The 14,353-nt window shown below is 67.7% G+C and carries 16 protein-coding genes; 3 read left to right on the plus strand and 13 right to left on the minus strand.

Features of this window, described 5'->3' with window-relative positions; translation table 11 throughout:
- Positions 1-3: 3 nt before the first annotated feature.
- Both ASF41_RS02745 and ASF41_RS02750 read right to left on the minus strand, forming a co-directional pair.
- A complete protein-coding gene (locus ASF41_RS02745) occupies positions 4-2,580 on the minus strand; it encodes an ABC transporter permease (RefSeq protein ID WP_056490609.1) in 2,577 nt (858 codons plus the stop codon).
- 4 nt (positions 2,581-2,584) lie between these two features.
- Positions 2,585-3,298 carry an ABC transporter ATP-binding protein gene (locus tag ASF41_RS02750; protein ID WP_244479528.1) on the minus strand — a complete coding sequence of 238 codons (714 nt, stop codon included), beginning with the start codon at positions 3,296-3,298 and terminating at the stop codon, positions 2,585-2,587.
- Between the two features lie 110 nt (positions 3,299-3,408).
- Here ASF41_RS02750 and ASF41_RS02755 point away from each other — a divergent pair, with 110 nt between their 5' ends.
- Positions 3,409-4,089, plus strand: coding sequence for an arylesterase (locus ASF41_RS02755; protein WP_407067249.1), 681 nt, complete (start codon positions 3,409-3,411; stop codon positions 4,087-4,089).
- A gap of 4 nt (positions 4,090-4,093) precedes the next feature.
- Positions 4,094-4,633, plus strand: a complete 540-nt coding sequence (gene thpR / locus ASF41_RS02760; protein WP_056490612.1) for an RNA 2',3'-cyclic phosphodiesterase — start codon at positions 4,094-4,096, stop codon at positions 4,631-4,633.
- 20 nt (positions 4,634-4,653) lie between these two features.
- On the opposite strand, the gene coaA is transcribed toward thpR, so the two are convergent.
- From coaA to petA, 11 genes are all read right to left on the minus strand, one after another.
- Positions 4,654-5,658: a type I pantothenate kinase gene (gene coaA / locus ASF41_RS02765; protein ID WP_056219487.1), complete on the minus strand. Its 1,005-nt coding sequence runs from the start codon at positions 5,656-5,658 to the stop codon at positions 4,654-4,656.
- Between the two features lie 20 nt (positions 5,659-5,678).
- Positions 5,679-6,002 (minus strand): phosphoribosyl-ATP diphosphatase, encoded by a 324-nt coding sequence (locus ASF41_RS02770; protein WP_056490615.1) that lies wholly within the window; start codon positions 6,000-6,002, stop codon positions 5,679-5,681.
- 92 nt (positions 6,003-6,094) lie between these two features.
- Positions 6,095-6,871 carry an imidazole glycerol phosphate synthase subunit HisF gene (gene hisF / locus ASF41_RS02775; RefSeq protein WP_056383236.1) on the minus strand — a complete coding sequence of 259 codons (777 nt, stop codon included), beginning with the start codon at positions 6,869-6,871 and terminating at the stop codon, positions 6,095-6,097.
- 17 nt (positions 6,872-6,888) lie between these two features.
- Positions 6,889-7,647: a 1-(5-phosphoribosyl)-5-[(5-phosphoribosylamino)methylideneamino]imidazole-4-carboxamide isomerase gene (gene hisA / locus ASF41_RS02780; RefSeq protein WP_056490618.1), complete on the minus strand. Its 759-nt coding sequence runs from the start codon at positions 7,645-7,647 to the stop codon at positions 6,889-6,891.
- Positions 7,648-7,695: 48 nt separating this feature from the next.
- Positions 7,696-8,358: an imidazole glycerol phosphate synthase subunit HisH gene (gene hisH, locus ASF41_RS02785; RefSeq protein WP_056490621.1), complete on the minus strand. Its 663-nt coding sequence runs from the start codon at positions 8,356-8,358 to the stop codon at positions 7,696-7,698.
- Positions 8,355-8,840, minus strand: a complete 486-nt coding sequence (locus ASF41_RS02790; protein WP_056490631.1) for a DUF2628 domain-containing protein — start codon at positions 8,838-8,840, stop codon at positions 8,355-8,357. Before ASF41_RS02790 ends, hisH begins: the two co-directional genes overlap by 4 nt.
- Positions 8,841-8,877: 37 nt before the next feature.
- Positions 8,878-9,480 (minus strand): imidazoleglycerol-phosphate dehydratase HisB, encoded by a 603-nt coding sequence (gene hisB, locus ASF41_RS02795; protein ID WP_056490634.1) that lies wholly within the window; start codon positions 9,478-9,480, stop codon positions 8,878-8,880.
- Positions 9,481-9,577: 97 nt separating this feature from the next.
- A complete protein-coding gene (locus ASF41_RS02800) occupies positions 9,578-10,453 on the minus strand; it encodes an S-methyl-5'-thioadenosine phosphorylase (protein WP_056218913.1) in 876 nt (291 codons plus the stop codon).
- A 100-nt stretch (positions 10,454-10,553) separates the two neighbouring features.
- Positions 10,554-11,444 carry a cytochrome c1 gene (locus tag ASF41_RS02805; protein WP_056490637.1) on the minus strand — a complete coding sequence of 297 codons (891 nt, stop codon included), beginning with the start codon at positions 11,442-11,444 and terminating at the stop codon, positions 10,554-10,556.
- Positions 11,445-11,466: 22 nt separating this feature from the next.
- Positions 11,467-12,753: a cytochrome b N-terminal domain-containing protein gene (locus ASF41_RS02810; RefSeq protein WP_056490640.1), complete on the minus strand. Its 1,287-nt coding sequence runs from the start codon at positions 12,751-12,753 to the stop codon at positions 11,467-11,469.
- A gap of 33 nt (positions 12,754-12,786) precedes the next feature.
- Positions 12,787-13,362, minus strand: coding sequence for a ubiquinol-cytochrome c reductase iron-sulfur subunit (gene petA, locus ASF41_RS02815; protein ID WP_056218904.1), 576 nt, complete (start codon positions 13,360-13,362; stop codon positions 12,787-12,789).
- Positions 13,363-13,875: 513 nt separating this feature from the next.
- On the opposite strand from petA, the gene ASF41_RS24565 reads away from it, so the two are divergent.
- Positions 13,876-14,334 carry a hypothetical protein gene (locus tag ASF41_RS24565; protein WP_156653177.1) on the plus strand — a complete coding sequence of 153 codons (459 nt, stop codon included), beginning with the start codon at positions 13,876-13,878 and terminating at the stop codon, positions 14,332-14,334.
- The last annotated feature ends 19 nt before the right edge of the window (positions 14,335-14,353 follow it).

The following is a 14,353-nucleotide window of genomic DNA, read 5'->3' on the forward strand; positions in this document are numbered from 1 at the left end:
CCGTCAGAACTGGCGCAGATACGGAGCCGGCTTCTGGCCGAGGATCCGCCAAGTCCCTGCGAGACCAAGGAGAATTGCGAAGGCGACCGCGAGGGCCGCCGCGAGGATCGCCCCCGATAGGTCGAGGGTGAACTCGAGCTTCATCACCCGGGTGACGATGACCCAGCCCGCCAGGGTGCCGGCGGCGAGGCCGAAGATCGCCGTGGCGAGGCCGAGGGCGCCGTATTCGAGGGTGTAGGCCGCCAGCAGCCGGCCCCGCGTGGCGCCCAGGGTCTTGAGCACGACCGCGTCGTAGAGCCGGGCGCGGTGCCCGGCCGCGAGCGCGCCGGCCAGAACGAACAGGCTCGCCACCACGGCGACGCCGCTGGCGCCGCGAATGGCCAGGACCAGCTTGGCGACGATGTCGCTCACGGCCTCCAGGGCCTCCTTCACCCGCACGCTGGTGACGGAGGGGTAAGCCTTTGCCACGTCACGCAGAATTTCCGCCTCTGCCTTGGCGTCGGGTCCGTTCGGCAGGGTGAGGGTCGCCAGATCGGAGTGCGGCGCGCCCCGGAACGTCCCCGGCGAGAACACCATGACGAAGTTGATCCCGAGCGAGCGCCACTCGACCTTGCGCAGGTTGGCGACCCTGACCGTCAGCGTCCGCCCCAGGACGTTGACCGTCACGTTGCTGCCGACGGCGAGGTTGAGCTTGCCCGCCAGTTCGGCATCGAAGGACACGAGCGGCGTCCGAGCCTCCTCGGCGGTCCACCAGTGACCGCCGACCAGAGACGAGCCCTCGGGAAGGTCGTCGGCGTAGGTGATGCCGCGGTCCCCGTCGAGCACCCAGGCGGCATCCTCGGGCGCCTTGATCTCGCCGGCCGGAACGCCGTTCAGGGCGGTGATCCGACCGCGCATCATCGGAACGCGTTCGATCTTCGCCCCCGGCGAAAGGCCGCCGAGGAAGGCGTGGAAGGCGTCCGCATCGCTCGACGGGATGTCGAGGAAGAACAGGTTCGGCGCCTTGGCCGGCAGGGAATTCGTCAGCGTCCGCCGAACGTTGGCGTCGATCAGGCTCAGGGTGACGAGAAGGGTCACGCCGAGGCCAAGGGAGAGCACGATGGCGGGCGTGAGCGCTCCCGGCCGATGTAGGTTCGCCAGGGCCATGCGGGGGGCGGCGAGACGCGGGCGCGGGAGCCGTCGCGCCACCGCCATCAGCCCGAGGGCGACGAGGCGCAGCAGCCCGAAGGCGAGCCCGGCGGCAACGATGAAGACGAGCGCCAGGCGCCGGTCAAAGGCGGTAAACAATGCCAGCCCGATCAGCCCCACGAGGGCGGCCGCCAGGATCAGGCGATAGCGCAGGCGGGTGCGGGCAGAACCCGGATCGACCACGTCCCGGAACAGCCCCGAAACGGGGATGTCGTGGGCGCGCCCCAGGGGCAGGATGGCGAAGGCGACCGCCGTCAGGAACCCATAGGCCGCCGCAAGAGCGAGCTCGCCGGGTGCGAGGGTCGGATTCAGCGGCAGCGGCAGGGCATCGTGGAACAGGGCGTCGAGGCCGAAGGGCAGGAGCGCGCCCACCGCGAGGCCGGTCGCGATCCCGAGGGCGGCGATCAGGAGGACCTGGGTCAGGTAGAGAACCACCACCTGTCCGCCCGGCGCACCGACACTCTTCAGGGTGGCGATGGAGCCGCGCTTTCGCTCGACGAAGGCCGCGACCGCATTGGCGACGCCGACGCCGCCGACGATGAGCGCGGTCAGGCCGACCAGGGTGAGGAACTGGGTGAAGCGTTCGATGCTCTTGGCAAAGCGCGGATCGGCGTTGGTGCGCGCCCGCATCTCCCAGCCCGCATCCGGCGCGGCCTGGGTTATGGCTGCGGCGCGCGATTCGAGATCGGCGTCCCCGACGCCCGGGATCTGCAGGCGGTAGCTCCAGCGGTTCAAGCTGCCCGGCCGGATCAGGCCCGAGGCGGTCAGAGCCTCATGCGTGATCAGCACCCGGGGGCCGAAACCGATGCCGTTGGCGATGCGATCGGGCTCCGACACGAGGGTGGCGCGGATCGCGAACGGCCGGCCCGCAATGGTGATCCGGTCACCGACCTTCAGGTCGAGGCGGGTGAGCAGGGCGGGGTCCGCCACCGCGCCGGCAGCGCCGTCGCGGTCGGCCAGGAGATCGGCGAGGGGTTCGGCCGGATCGGTGACGAGTTCGCCGGTGGTTGGGTAGTCGGCGCCCACCGCCTTCAGCTCGACCAGGGCCGCACCGGTCTCACCGGCCACGGCCATGGCGCGCAGGGTGGTCACCACGGAAACGCGCCCCTGGGCGTCCAGGGCGGCCCGCTCCTCGGGCGTCGCCTCCCGGTTGATCAGGCTGTAGGTGAGATCGCCGCCGAGGATACGCGCACCCTCGCGGCCAAGACCATCGGTGAGCGAGCGCGAGATCGAGGCGACGCCGGCGATGGCGGCGACGCCGAGGGCGATGCAGGCGAGGAACACGGTGAAGCCCGACAGCCCGCCGCGCAATTCGCGCAGCGCGAGGCGCAGGGTGAGTGGAACGTGCCCCCCTGAGGAACGTCCGCTCGGGTTGGGAAGGGTGCCATGCATCGGGTCAGGCCTGGACCGGCACCAGTGCTTCCACCCGGCCAGAGCGGAGGCGGACGGTGCGGTCACAGAGACGCGCGAGGCCGGGGTCGTGGGTGACGAGGACGAGGGTCGCGCCGCGGTCGCGCTTCAGGGCGAAGAGCAGGTCGACGATCTGGCGACCGGTCGCCTCGTCGAGGTTGCCGGTCGGCTCGTCGGCCACGAGGATCGCGGGGTCGGGCGCGATGGCCCGCGCGATGGCGACCCGCTGCTGCTCGCCACCCGAGAGCTGGGCCGGATAGTGGTGCAGACGGTGGCCGAGCCCGACCGCCTCCAGCTCGACCTGTGCCCGGCGGTGCGCGTCGGGCTGGTCGGCGAGTTCCAGGGGCAGCGCCACATTCTCCAGGGCGGTCATCGTCGGGACGAGGTGGAAGGCCTGGAACACGATGCCGATGCGGCGCCCGCGAAAGCGCGCCAGGGCATCCTCGTCGAGGCTTCCGAGATCGGTGCCCTCAACCAGGATGCGGCCCGAATCCGGTCGTTCCAGGCCCGCCATGACCATCAGCAGAGTCGATTTGCCGGAGCCGGAGGGACCCACGAGACCGACCGCCTCGCCCGGCGCCACGTCGAGGGAGATGCCGCGCAGGACATGGACGCGCGCCGCCCCACGGCCGAGGCTGAGGTCGATGTCGGAGAGGGCGATGGTCTGCGCCGTCGGCGCAATGGGGTTGTCGGACTTCAACGGGCGACCGATCTGTGTGCAGCTGTCGTCATCGTGACGGCGGGCAAGGTGGATTCAAGGTTCGGGGTTGTGATCGAATGGGTCTGTGTGGAGTCTCACGCCTCGCCGATATGGTCCGCTCACGGGCGGCGCGCCATGCCGGGCTCGGCCTCGCCGCTCTGATGACGCTCTTTGCCGCACTCGGGCTCGGCACGATGCCATCGCACGCCACGCCCGACGTGCCGCCGGTGAAGCTGGTGGCCTTCGGCGACAGCCTGACCGCCGGGTATCGCCTGCCCGCGAACGCGGCCTTTCCGGTGGTGCTGGAGCGGGCCCTGAAGGCACGCGGACGCGTCGTCACGGTGGCGAATGCGGGTGTCTCGGGCGACACCACGACCGGAGGCCTTGATCGCCTCGACTGGTCGGTCCCCGACGACACCAACGGCGTCATCCTCGAACTCGGCGCCAACGACATGCTGCGCGGCACCGACCCGGCGGTGACCCGCAAGGCCCTCGATGCGATGATCGAGCGGCTCAAGGCACGCGGCATTCCCGTGCTGCTTGCGGGGATGAAGGCCTCCCCCAACCTCGGGCCGGACTACGCCGCGCGCTTCGACGCGATCTACCCGGACCTCGCCAAGCGCTACGACCTCGTCCTGTACCCGTTCTTCCTCGACGGCATCGTCGGCGACCGGCAGGCCCACCTGGACGATGGCCTGCATCCGAACGCCAGGGGCGTCGAAACGATCGTGGCCGGCATGTTGCCGACGGTCGAGACCTTCCTCGACCGTCTCCATCCGCAGGCGCGCTGAGCCCGTGCCCCGCCTGTTCACCGGCCTTGAAGTTCCCCCCGACCTCGCGCAGGCGCTCGCCCTGAAGCGCGGCGCTCTGCGCGGAAGCCGCTGGATCGAGCCCTCGGATTATCACATCACCCTGCGCTTCCTCGGCGATGTCGAGATCGACCTCGCGGAGGCGCTGCACGAGCGCCTGATCGAGGCGCGACCCCGGTCCCCCTTCCCCGTGACCCTCGACGGTATGGCGAGCTTCGGCGGCGACAGGCCGCGCGCGATCCTCGCCACGGTGCTGCCAACCCCGGAGCTTCTCGACCTTCAGGCCGAACAGGAGCGCCTGGCACGCCAAGCCGGGGCCGAGCCGGAACGGCGCAAGTTCACGCCGCACGTCACGCTCGCACGCCTCCGACGCGAGGCCGGCGCGGAGGATGTCGCGGCCTATCTGGGCGAGCGCGGCCTGTTCACGCCCCTCACCTTCACGGCGGAGCGTGTGACGCTGTTCTCGGCGCGGGAATCGAAGGGCGGCGGTCCCTACGTGGTCGAGGCAGCCTACCCATTCGGATAGGGAACGGGCGCGCGGAGACGTCAGAGGCGGCGCAGTGCCACCGACTCGATGCGGTGGCTGGCCCCCTTGGCGAGGATCAGGCTGGCCCGCTGCCGGGTCGGCAGGATGTTGTCACGCAGGTTCGGCAGGTTGATGGTCGTCCAGAGCGTATCGGCGATCTCGATCGCCTCGGATTCCGTTACCTCGGCGTACTTTCGGAAATAGGAGAGCGGATCGCGGAAAGCGGTCTGGCGCAGGCGCAGGAAGCGATTGACGTACCAGCGGTGCAGGTCGTCCTCGTGGCCGTCGAGGTAGATCGAGAAGTCGAAGAAGTCCGAGACGAACGGGATCGCGGTGCCGTCGCGGGGCAGGCGCGCCGGCTGCAGGACGTTCAAGCCCTCGACGATGAGGATGTCGGGCGATTCGATGATCCGCTCCTCGCCCTGCACCACGTCGTAGACGAGGTGAGAGTAGAGCGGCGCCGCGACACGCTTCTTGCCGGCCTTGATGTCGGTGAGGAAGCGCAACAGCGCGGCCGTGTCGTAGCTTTCGGGGAAGCCCTTCCGCTCCATCGCGCCCATCCGCTTCAGCTCGGCATTGGGCAGCAGAAAGCCGTCGGTGGTGATGAGGTCGACCTTGGGGGTGTTGGGCCAGCGCGCGAGCAGGGCGGCGAGGACGCGGGCGGAGGTCGACTTGCCCACGGCCACAGATCCGGCGAGGCCGATGATGTACGGTACCTTCGTCTCGTGCTCGGCGAGAAGGAAGCGCTGGGTCGCCTTGAACAGGCCTTGCGTCGCTGCCACGTAGAGTGAAAGCAGCCGTGAAAGCGGCAGGTAGATCGCCTCCACCTCCTCGACCGATATCGGATCGTTGAGGGATTGCAGGCGCGCCACCTCCTCCGCCGCCAGAGTCAGGGGGGTGTCGGCACGCAGCTGAGCCCATTCTTCTCGGGTGAACAAGCGGTAAGGCGACAGCCGCTCCGAGCCCTGGCCGGTGACTGGGTCCTGGCCCCGGGCGGTCGGGCGTTCGATCACGGCAGGCGGCATCGTGAAAAGCGATTCGGCGTTCACGCGGGGCTCCGGGAGGCCTTCTCCGCGATCCCGCTCTGAACCGTGCGCCGCTCGAGCTCGGCCAGCACCTCGTTCAAAGTCACGCCACCGACCCGCAGCAGGACTAGGAGATGGTACAGCACGTCCGCGGCCTCGTTGATGAGGCCGGATCGGTCACCCTGTACGGCGGCGATCGCCGCCTCGACCGCCTCCTCGCCGAGCTTCTTGGCCGGTTTGGCCGGGCCGCCGGCTAGGAGCTTTGCGGTGTAGGAAGTCTCGGGAGACGCTGCCGCACGATCCGCGACGAGGGCTTCGAGATCGCTGAGAGTGAACTGGGTCATACAATCCTGGTCCCGGCGAACCGGGCCTATCGTGCCGTGCAACCAAGCGTGCGGCACGATGGATCATGACGCAAGGGCTGCGAAGGTCCGCCTCAGAGATCGAGGCGCATGGAGAGACCGGCCGCGGCCATGTGGACCTTGGCCTCGGATACCGTGTGCTGCCCGAAATGGAAGATCGAGGCCGCCAGAACCGCACTGGCACCGCCTTCGCGGACTCCCGCCACCAGGTCGTCTAGGCCGCCCACACCGCCCGAGGCGATGACCGGCACCGTGACGGCATCGGAAATGGCCCGCGTCAGGCCGATATCGTACCCGGAGCGCATCCCGTCGCGATCCATCGAGGTCACGAGCAATTCACCGGCGCCGCGGGCCGTGACGGTGCGGGCGAAGGCGATGGCGTCGATGCCGGTGGGCTTGCGTCCGCCATGGGTGAAGATCTGCCATTCCGGCGCCTCGCCGGGACCGGAGGTCCGCTTGGCATCGATCGCCACGACGATGCACTGGCTACCGAACTTTTCCGCACCGCGGGCGACGAAATCGGGATCGTTCACGGCTGCCGTGTTGATGGAAACCTTGTCGGCCCCGGCCAACAGAAGAGTGCGGATATCCGCCACCGTACGGATGCCACCACCGACGGTGAGCGGCATGAAGCAGGCTTCCGCCGTTCGGCTGACGACGTCGAGGAGCGTCCCGCGATCCTCATGGCTCGCCGTGATGTCGAGGAAGCAGAGCTCGTCGGCACCAGCCGCGTCGTAGGCCTTAGCCGCCTCAACGGGATCGCCGGCATCGCGCAGTTCCAGGAACTGGACGCCTTTTACGACACGGCCGTCCTTGACGTCGAGGCACGGGATGATGCGAGTTTTGAGCACGAATAACCTCGGATGCGTCAGGCCGCCGGAGCCTCATCGGGCGCACCGGTCGCGCGCCGGATGGCCGCCAGGGCCTCGCGCGGGTCGATCCGCCCGTCGTAGAGGGCACGGCCTGTGATGGCGCCGGCGAGGAGCGCGCAGTCCGGTTCCAGGATGCGGTGGACGTCCTCGATCGAGGCAAGGCCACCGGAGGCGATCACCGGGATGGTCACCGCGCGAGCAAGGCCGAGGGTCATCTCGATATTGAGGCCCTTCAGGATGCCGTCGCGGGCGATGTCGGTGTAGATGATGGCGGCAACGCCCGCGTCCTCGAAGCGACGCCCGAGTTCCTCCGCCGTCATGCTGGAGGTGGTGGCCCAGCCCTCGACCGCGACGCGGCCGTCCTTGGCGTCGATGCCGACCGCGATCTTGCCCGGATAGAGGCGGGCGGCCTCGCGCACGAAGGCGGGATCGCGCACGGCGGCAGTGCCGATGATGACGCGGCTGACGCCTTTAGCGAGCCAAGCCTCCAGGGTCCGCATCTCGCGGATGCCGCCGCCGAGTTGCACCGGAAGCGTGGTCCGCGCCAGGATCGCATCGACGGCATCCGCGTTCATCGGTGCGCCCGCGAAGGCGCCGTCGAGGTCGACGACGTGAAGCCAGGAGAAACCCTGCTCCTCGAAGACCGCCGCCTGGGCCGCAGGATCGTCGCTGAACACGATGGCCTGGGCCATGTCGCCCTGAACGAGGCGGACACAGCGCCCTTCCTTGAGATCGATGGCCGGAAACAGGATCACGCGTCGGTTCGCTTTCGGGTGGAACGGGTCACAGGTGGGGTCTGCGCCTCAGGGACGCCAGCGGAGGAAGTTGGCGAGCAGTGCGAGGCCGAGCCGTTGGCTCTTTTCCGGGTGGAATTGGGTGCCGGCGACGTTGTCGCGCGCCACCATCGCGGTGACCGAACCGCCGTAATTGCTGTGGGCGACGCGATCTTCCATCCGCTCAGGCGACAGCGCGTAACTGTGTACGAAGTAGGCGTGCAGTCCGCCCGCGCCCGTCGGGATCTCCGACAGCAAAGCGTGTGGCCGGTCGATCTCGAGGGTGTTCCAGCCCATGTGGGGTACCTTGAGGCCGGGATCGTTCGGCTGGATCGGACCGACATCGCCGGGAATCCAGCCGAGGCCCGCGGTCGTGTCGTATTCCAGGCCCCGCGTCGCCAGGAGCTGCATGCCGACGCAGATGCCGAGGAACGGGCGACCCCGCTCGTGCGCCGCATGGGTCATCGCCTCGACCATGCCGGATAGGGCGTCGAGGCCGCGGCGACAATCGGCGTAGGCGCCGACACCGGGCAGAACCACCCGGTCGGCCTTGGCGACCGCCTCGGCCTCGCTCGTCAGGACGATGCGCGTCGCGTCGAGGCCGGCCTCCCGAGCCGCCCGCTCGAACGCCTTTGCGGCGGAATGCAGGTTGCCCGAGCCGTAATCGATGATCGCGACGGTCTCTGCACTCACCGCCGACCCTCGCTGAATGGGAACATGCCGATGGCAAGGTCACTCGGCGGCACCGAGATGCCGATTTGGGACGCTGGTCCGGTGCGCCCTGTGGGAACACCGTCCAGCCAGCGTGCAGCAGCCTTCATTTCGGCCTCCTCGGCATTCGCGGCCGTCACGGCGTCGCGCACCGGACGCCCCGCCCGGGCGTAGGTCCACCGTCGGAGGGACGAAGCCTCCAGTCCGATCAGGAGCGAAACGAGGACCGTGATGACGAAACCGGCGATCGGCGTCAGCCCGAGGAACCGCCCCCCGAACGCCACCACGGCCAACAGCGCCAGAACACCGAGGCCGGCGAGCCAGAGCCGGTGAAAGAAGAACCAGAGCGGCCCGAAAGCGAAAGCCGGCCAGGAGAAGCCATCCGGCACGAGGTGCGCCCGCTCGAGACCGTGTGCCTCGCCGACGAGGGCCCCCTTCGCGGGGTGCAATGTGTAGGTGCGCATCACGTCTAGCATCCTCCCTGCCGACCCGACGGGCGGATCAGAGCGATCCCTTGGTCGAGGGAACACGGCCGCCCTCGCGGGGATCGATCGACACTGCGTGCCGCAAGGCGCGGGCCAAGCCCTTGAAGCAGCTCTCCGCGATATGGTGAGCATTCTCACCGTAGAGCGTCTCGACGTGCAACGTAATGCCAGCGTTCATGGCGAAGGCCTGGAACCACTCGCGGACGAGTTCCGTATCGAACTGTCCGATTTTTTCGACCCGAAAGTGGGTTCGGAACACGAGGAACGGGCGGCCCGAGATATCGATGGAGACCCGCGTTAGGGTCTCGTCCATCGGCAAATGGATGTCGGCATAGCGGCCGATGCCGCGCTTGTCCGCGAGGGCCTGCGCGAAGGCCTGTCCCAGGGCGATGCCCGCATCTTCCACCGTATGATGGTGATCGACATGGAGATCACCCGTGACCGCCACGTCGAGGTCGAACAGCGCGTGGCGCGCGAAGAGCTCGAGCATGTGGTCGAAGAACCCGACCCCCGTCGAGACTTGAGCCCGCCCCGTCCCGTCGAGGTCGAGCGCGACCTGCACGTCGGTCTCCGCTGTCTTGCGGCTGATGCGGGCGGCGCGCTTGGCCTCGTGGGTCACGGTTCGGTTCCGGTTTGGGGAAGAACCCGCCTTCTAGAGGGAAGACTGGGTCGCGGAAAGGGTGGACGGAGCCGATTTCACCGGCGCTCCCGGCTACTCAGCGGTGCAGGACTCGGCCCGCCACCGCGTCGAGCTTGGCGAGTAGGGCTGGGTCGCGCTGCGCGGGAGCGGTCATGATGGCGCCGTCGAGGGCGTGCTCCGTACCGACGGGGCAGGGCTCGCGCTCGGCCGGGAAATCGCGGGCGAGACGGGCGACGAGGCGCGCGGCCTTGTCGGCATTGGCTCGCGCCACCGCCACCACGGCAGCGACGTCGACGGCATCGTGGGTCGGGTGCCAACAGTCGAAATCGGTCACCATCGCGATCGTCGCATAGGTGATTTCGGCTTCGCGGGCGAGCTTGGCCTCCGGCATGTTGGTCATGCCGATCACGTCGTAGCCGAGCGCCTTGTAAGTGGTCGACTCGGCATAGGTGGAGAATTGCGGACCCTCCATGCAGACATAGGTCCCGTCGCGATGGACCGCGATATCCTCCGCCTGTGCCGCCGCAGCGATGCGCGCCTGCAGCGTCGGTCCGACGGGATGCGCCAGGGAGACGTGGGCAACGCAGCCATCGCCGAAGAACGAACCGGCGCGGCCGTGGGTGCGGTCAACGAACTGATCGACGAGCACGAAAAGACCGGGATGCAGCTCGGCTTTGAACGAGCCGCAGGCCGAGAGCGAGACGAGGTCGGTGACACCAGCCCGCTTCAGCACGTCGATGTTCGCGCGATAGTTGATACCCGATGGCGAGAAGCGGTGCCCGCGGCCGTGGCGGGCGAGGAACACCACCTTCGTCGCGCCGATGCGGCCGATACGCAGCGCGTCTGAAGGCGCGCCCCAGGGGGATTCGATCCGCTCCTCGCGGACATCCTCCAGGCCGGGCAGGTCATAGACCCCGGACCCGCCCATCACGCCGAGCACCGCTGCCGTCATCCCGATCTCCAAAAGTTAGCGCCGGTCGCCCTTCCCTGGGACGCCGGCGCGGGTCGTGTCAACGGAGGACGGGCAGCCCAGAAGGACTGCCCGAACCGGATCAGTAGGTCTTGTGCAGTTCGGGCTGGAGTCCGTGGACCTCGCCGCCGACCTTCGCCCAGATCTTCTTCTTCACGTAGTAGAGTAGACCGGAGAGCACGAGCAGGAACAGGATCACCCGTAAGCCGAGAGCCTTGCGCGCCATCATGTGGGGCTCGGCCGCCCAGGCCATGAACGCCGCAACGTCGCGGGAATACTGCTCCGTGGTCTCCGGCACCACCGGCTCGCCCTTGTCGTTCTTGGCGTAGGTCACCTGCCCATCGCTGATCGGCTTCGGCATCGCGATGAGGTGACCGGCATAGTACTTGTTGTAGTAGGTGCCAGCCGGAATCTCCTTGCCGGCCGGCGGATCCTCGTAGCCGTTCAGGAGCGCGTGAATGTAGTCAACGCCCTGCTCCGAGAAGCCGATGAACGGCATCGCGTCGAGGACGAACCACGGGAAGCCGCGCTCGTAGGTGCGGGCTTTGGCCAGCACGGAGAAGTCCGGCGGCGCCTTGCCGCCATTGGCGGCGGCCGCCGCCTTCTCGTTCGGGAAGGGCGACGGGAAGGCGTCGGCAGCGCGGGCGGGACGGTCGACGTCCTCGCCGGCATCGTTCTGCTCCTTCACCTTGTACTGGGCGGCGAGTTCCTTGACCTGCCCGGTGGTGAAGCCAGGCCCTCCCTCCTCCGAGAGGTTGCGGAAGCGCACCAGGCTCATGCTGTGACAGCTCGAGCAGACTTCCTTGTAGACCTGAAAGCCGCGCTGAAGCTGAGCTTGGTCGAAGCGGCCGAAGGTGCCAGCGAAGCTCCACTTCTCACGGGGCGGATGGGGAGTTCCCTCATCCGCCGACGCGACGGTGATGCTCATGACAGCCGCGATCAGGGTTGCGGCGAGGACGCGGGTCGTTTTCATGGTTCTCAAAAGTCCCCTGCCTTCAACCCTTGGAGGACGGTGCGGCTGCGGCGCCGACCGGCATGCCGGACCCGCCCACCTGCTTTCCGGGACCCGTCACCGTCTCGAGGATCGAGCCCGGAAGAGCCTTCGGCGTCTCGAACAGGCCGACCAGCGGCATCACGAGCAGGAAGTGCAGGAAGTAGTAGGCCGTGCAGATCCGGGCGGCGATGACGTAGCCACCCTCCGGCGGCTTGGCGCCGAGCCAACCGAGCACCACGCAGACCACCACGAACAGCCAGAAGAACTGCCGGTAGATCGGGCGGTAATTACACGAGCGAACCCGGGACGTATCGAGCCAAGGGGCCAGGGCCAGGATGAGCACGGCGCTGAACATCAGAATGACGCCGCCGAGCTTGTCCGGCACGGCGCGCAGGATCGCGTAGAACGGCAGGAAGTACCATTCCGGAACGATGTGGGCGGGCGTCACCGCCGGGTTGGCCGGCACGTAGTTGTCAGCGTGACCGAGATAGTTCGGCTGGTAGAAGATCCAGTAGGCGAAGAAGGCGAAGAACACGACCGAGGCGAAGACATCCTTGATCGTCGCGTAGGGCGTGAAGGCCACCGCGTCCTTGCCCGACTTGATCGGAATTCCGGCCGGATTGTTCTGCCCCGTCACATGCAGCGCCCAGATGTGCAGGATCACCACGCCGGTGATCATGAACGGCAGGAGGTAATGCAGCGAGAAGAACCGATTCAGGGTCGGATTGCCGACGGAGTAGCCGCCCCAGAGCAGGCTCTGGATCGTGTCACCCACCACGGGGATCGCGGCCAGGATGTTCGTGATGACGGTGGCACCCCAGAAGCTCATCTGGCCCCACGGCAGGGTGTAGCCGAGAAAGGCGGTCGCCATCATCAGGAGGTAGATGATTACGCCCAGGATGTAGAGCACCTCGCGCGGCGCCTTGTACGACCCGTAATACAGCGCCCGGAAGATGTGGACGTAGACCGCCACGAAAAACATCGATGCGCCGTTGGCGTGCATGTAGCGCAGCAGCCAGCCGTAGTTCACGTCGCGCATGATGTGCTCGACGGAGTTGAACGCATTAGCGGCCGACGGGTCGTAGTGCATCGCCAGCCAAACGCCGGTGACGATCTGCGACACCAGCATGGCGATCAGGATCGCGCCGAAGGTCCAGAAGTAGTTCAGGTTCCGCGGCACCGGGAAGGAGACGAAGGACGAATGCACCAGCCCGATCAAGGGGAGGCGCGATTCGAACCACTTCGCCAAGGCGCTCTTGGGAACGTAGGTATTGCCGTGTCCGCTCATGGGGCGACCCGCTCCAAATCCTGTTTCAGGGTGTCAGGCGACGGCCTTGCCGCCCTCCTCGCCGATCCGGATCTTGGAGTCCGACTCGAAGACGTAGGGGGGGATCGGTAGGTTCGTCGGGGCGGGACCCCGGCGTACCCGGCCCGACGTGTCGTAGAGGGAGCCGTGACAGGGGCAGGACCAGCCCTCGTACTGTCCTTGATGGCCGATCGGCACGCAGCCGAGATGCGTGCAGTTGCCGTAGACGACGAGCCACTTGGCGTGGCCTTGCTTTACGCGAGCCGAATCGGGCTGCGGATCGATCAGATCGGTGAGCTTCACCTCGGAAGCTTCCTTGATCTCTTTCTCGGAGCGACTGCGCACGAAAATGAGCTTGCCGCGCCAGAACACGTTGACGATCTGGCCTTCCTGAATTGGCGTCAGGTCGACTTCGAGGGGTGCGCCGGCCGCGATGGTCTCGGCATCGGGCGCCATTGAGGCGACGAAGGGCCAAGCCAAGGCACCGGCCCCGACGGCCAGTCCCGCGCCCGTCGCGAGGAACATGAAATCGCGACGCGTGCCGTCCGGCGCGCCGTGGGAGCTGTCGGGATCGGCTGCCGTGTTCGCCAAGTGTCAAACTCCAAGCATGATTGCGCCGGGCGACCCTGATCCCAACCCTGCGTCCAGGGCCGGCCGGGACCTTAGAGGCTTTAAAAGGAATGTCATCCCGGCGGGACGGAAGCACCATCCCACATGATTGTGCAATGCGACCCCGCGTCACCCGAAGTCAAGGCGCGAAGCCTTTCAGAACGTGCGGTTTCTATTCGTGGAGCGACCCCGTCGCGGGGGTGGCGCAGGAAGACCACAGAAGACATGCGCACACGCGCGGACCAGCTCGAATCCCGCCGGCGGCCATGCACATGCCGGGGGTATCGACAGCGGCACTCCACTGGGTGGAATTTGGAAGAATATCTCCGACCGCCGGTTCCGCGGGCGGACGCTGTCCAGCGGCGTGCCGGCTCGAAGAGCTCGCATTGCAACCGGCACAAGCTCTGGATCCGAAAGCGGCGCTGACTTTACGCGCTCCGGTTGCATGCCTTCCGCCGATCCTTCACCTTACCCCGCCTGGGCGCGATCGGCCGGATGGAGTACCTCGGCCGGACTGACTCGACAGCTCTGTCGGGGCGCTCGGTCCGGGCAGAAGCGCCGAAAGATTCGATGGATACCCCTGATCTGCAGTCCCCGCCGGCCGTGCTGCTGCGCATCGTCGCCGCCCCGGTGGTCTTTTACTGGCGGACGACGCCACGTCTGCGGATTGTCGGCGGAACTCCCCCGATGATCGCGGCGAACCTCGCGGGCGGTGAGGACGAGGCGCATCCGAATGCTACGGAAAGCGTGACCCGCTGGCGCGCGTTCCAGACCGTCGCAGGCACTGACTTGGCGATGAACCTCGAAAACGTCGTCGCGGACGCGGCGGCACGAAAGGGCCTACCATCCTGTTCCTCTTCCGCCGCGCGCTCTCGTTTCTCCTCGTCGTTTCGAGAGCCGCCCCGCGGGTCTCGATTGACGGCAGGGCGATCGCCACCGATCCCCTTGCGGTGAGCACGATCTCGAAACACGC

Origin of the sequence: Methylobacterium sp. Leaf111, from assembly GCF_001423285.1 — a bacterium.
Taxonomy (GTDB): domain Bacteria; phylum Pseudomonadota; class Alphaproteobacteria; order Rhizobiales; family Beijerinckiaceae; genus Methylobacterium.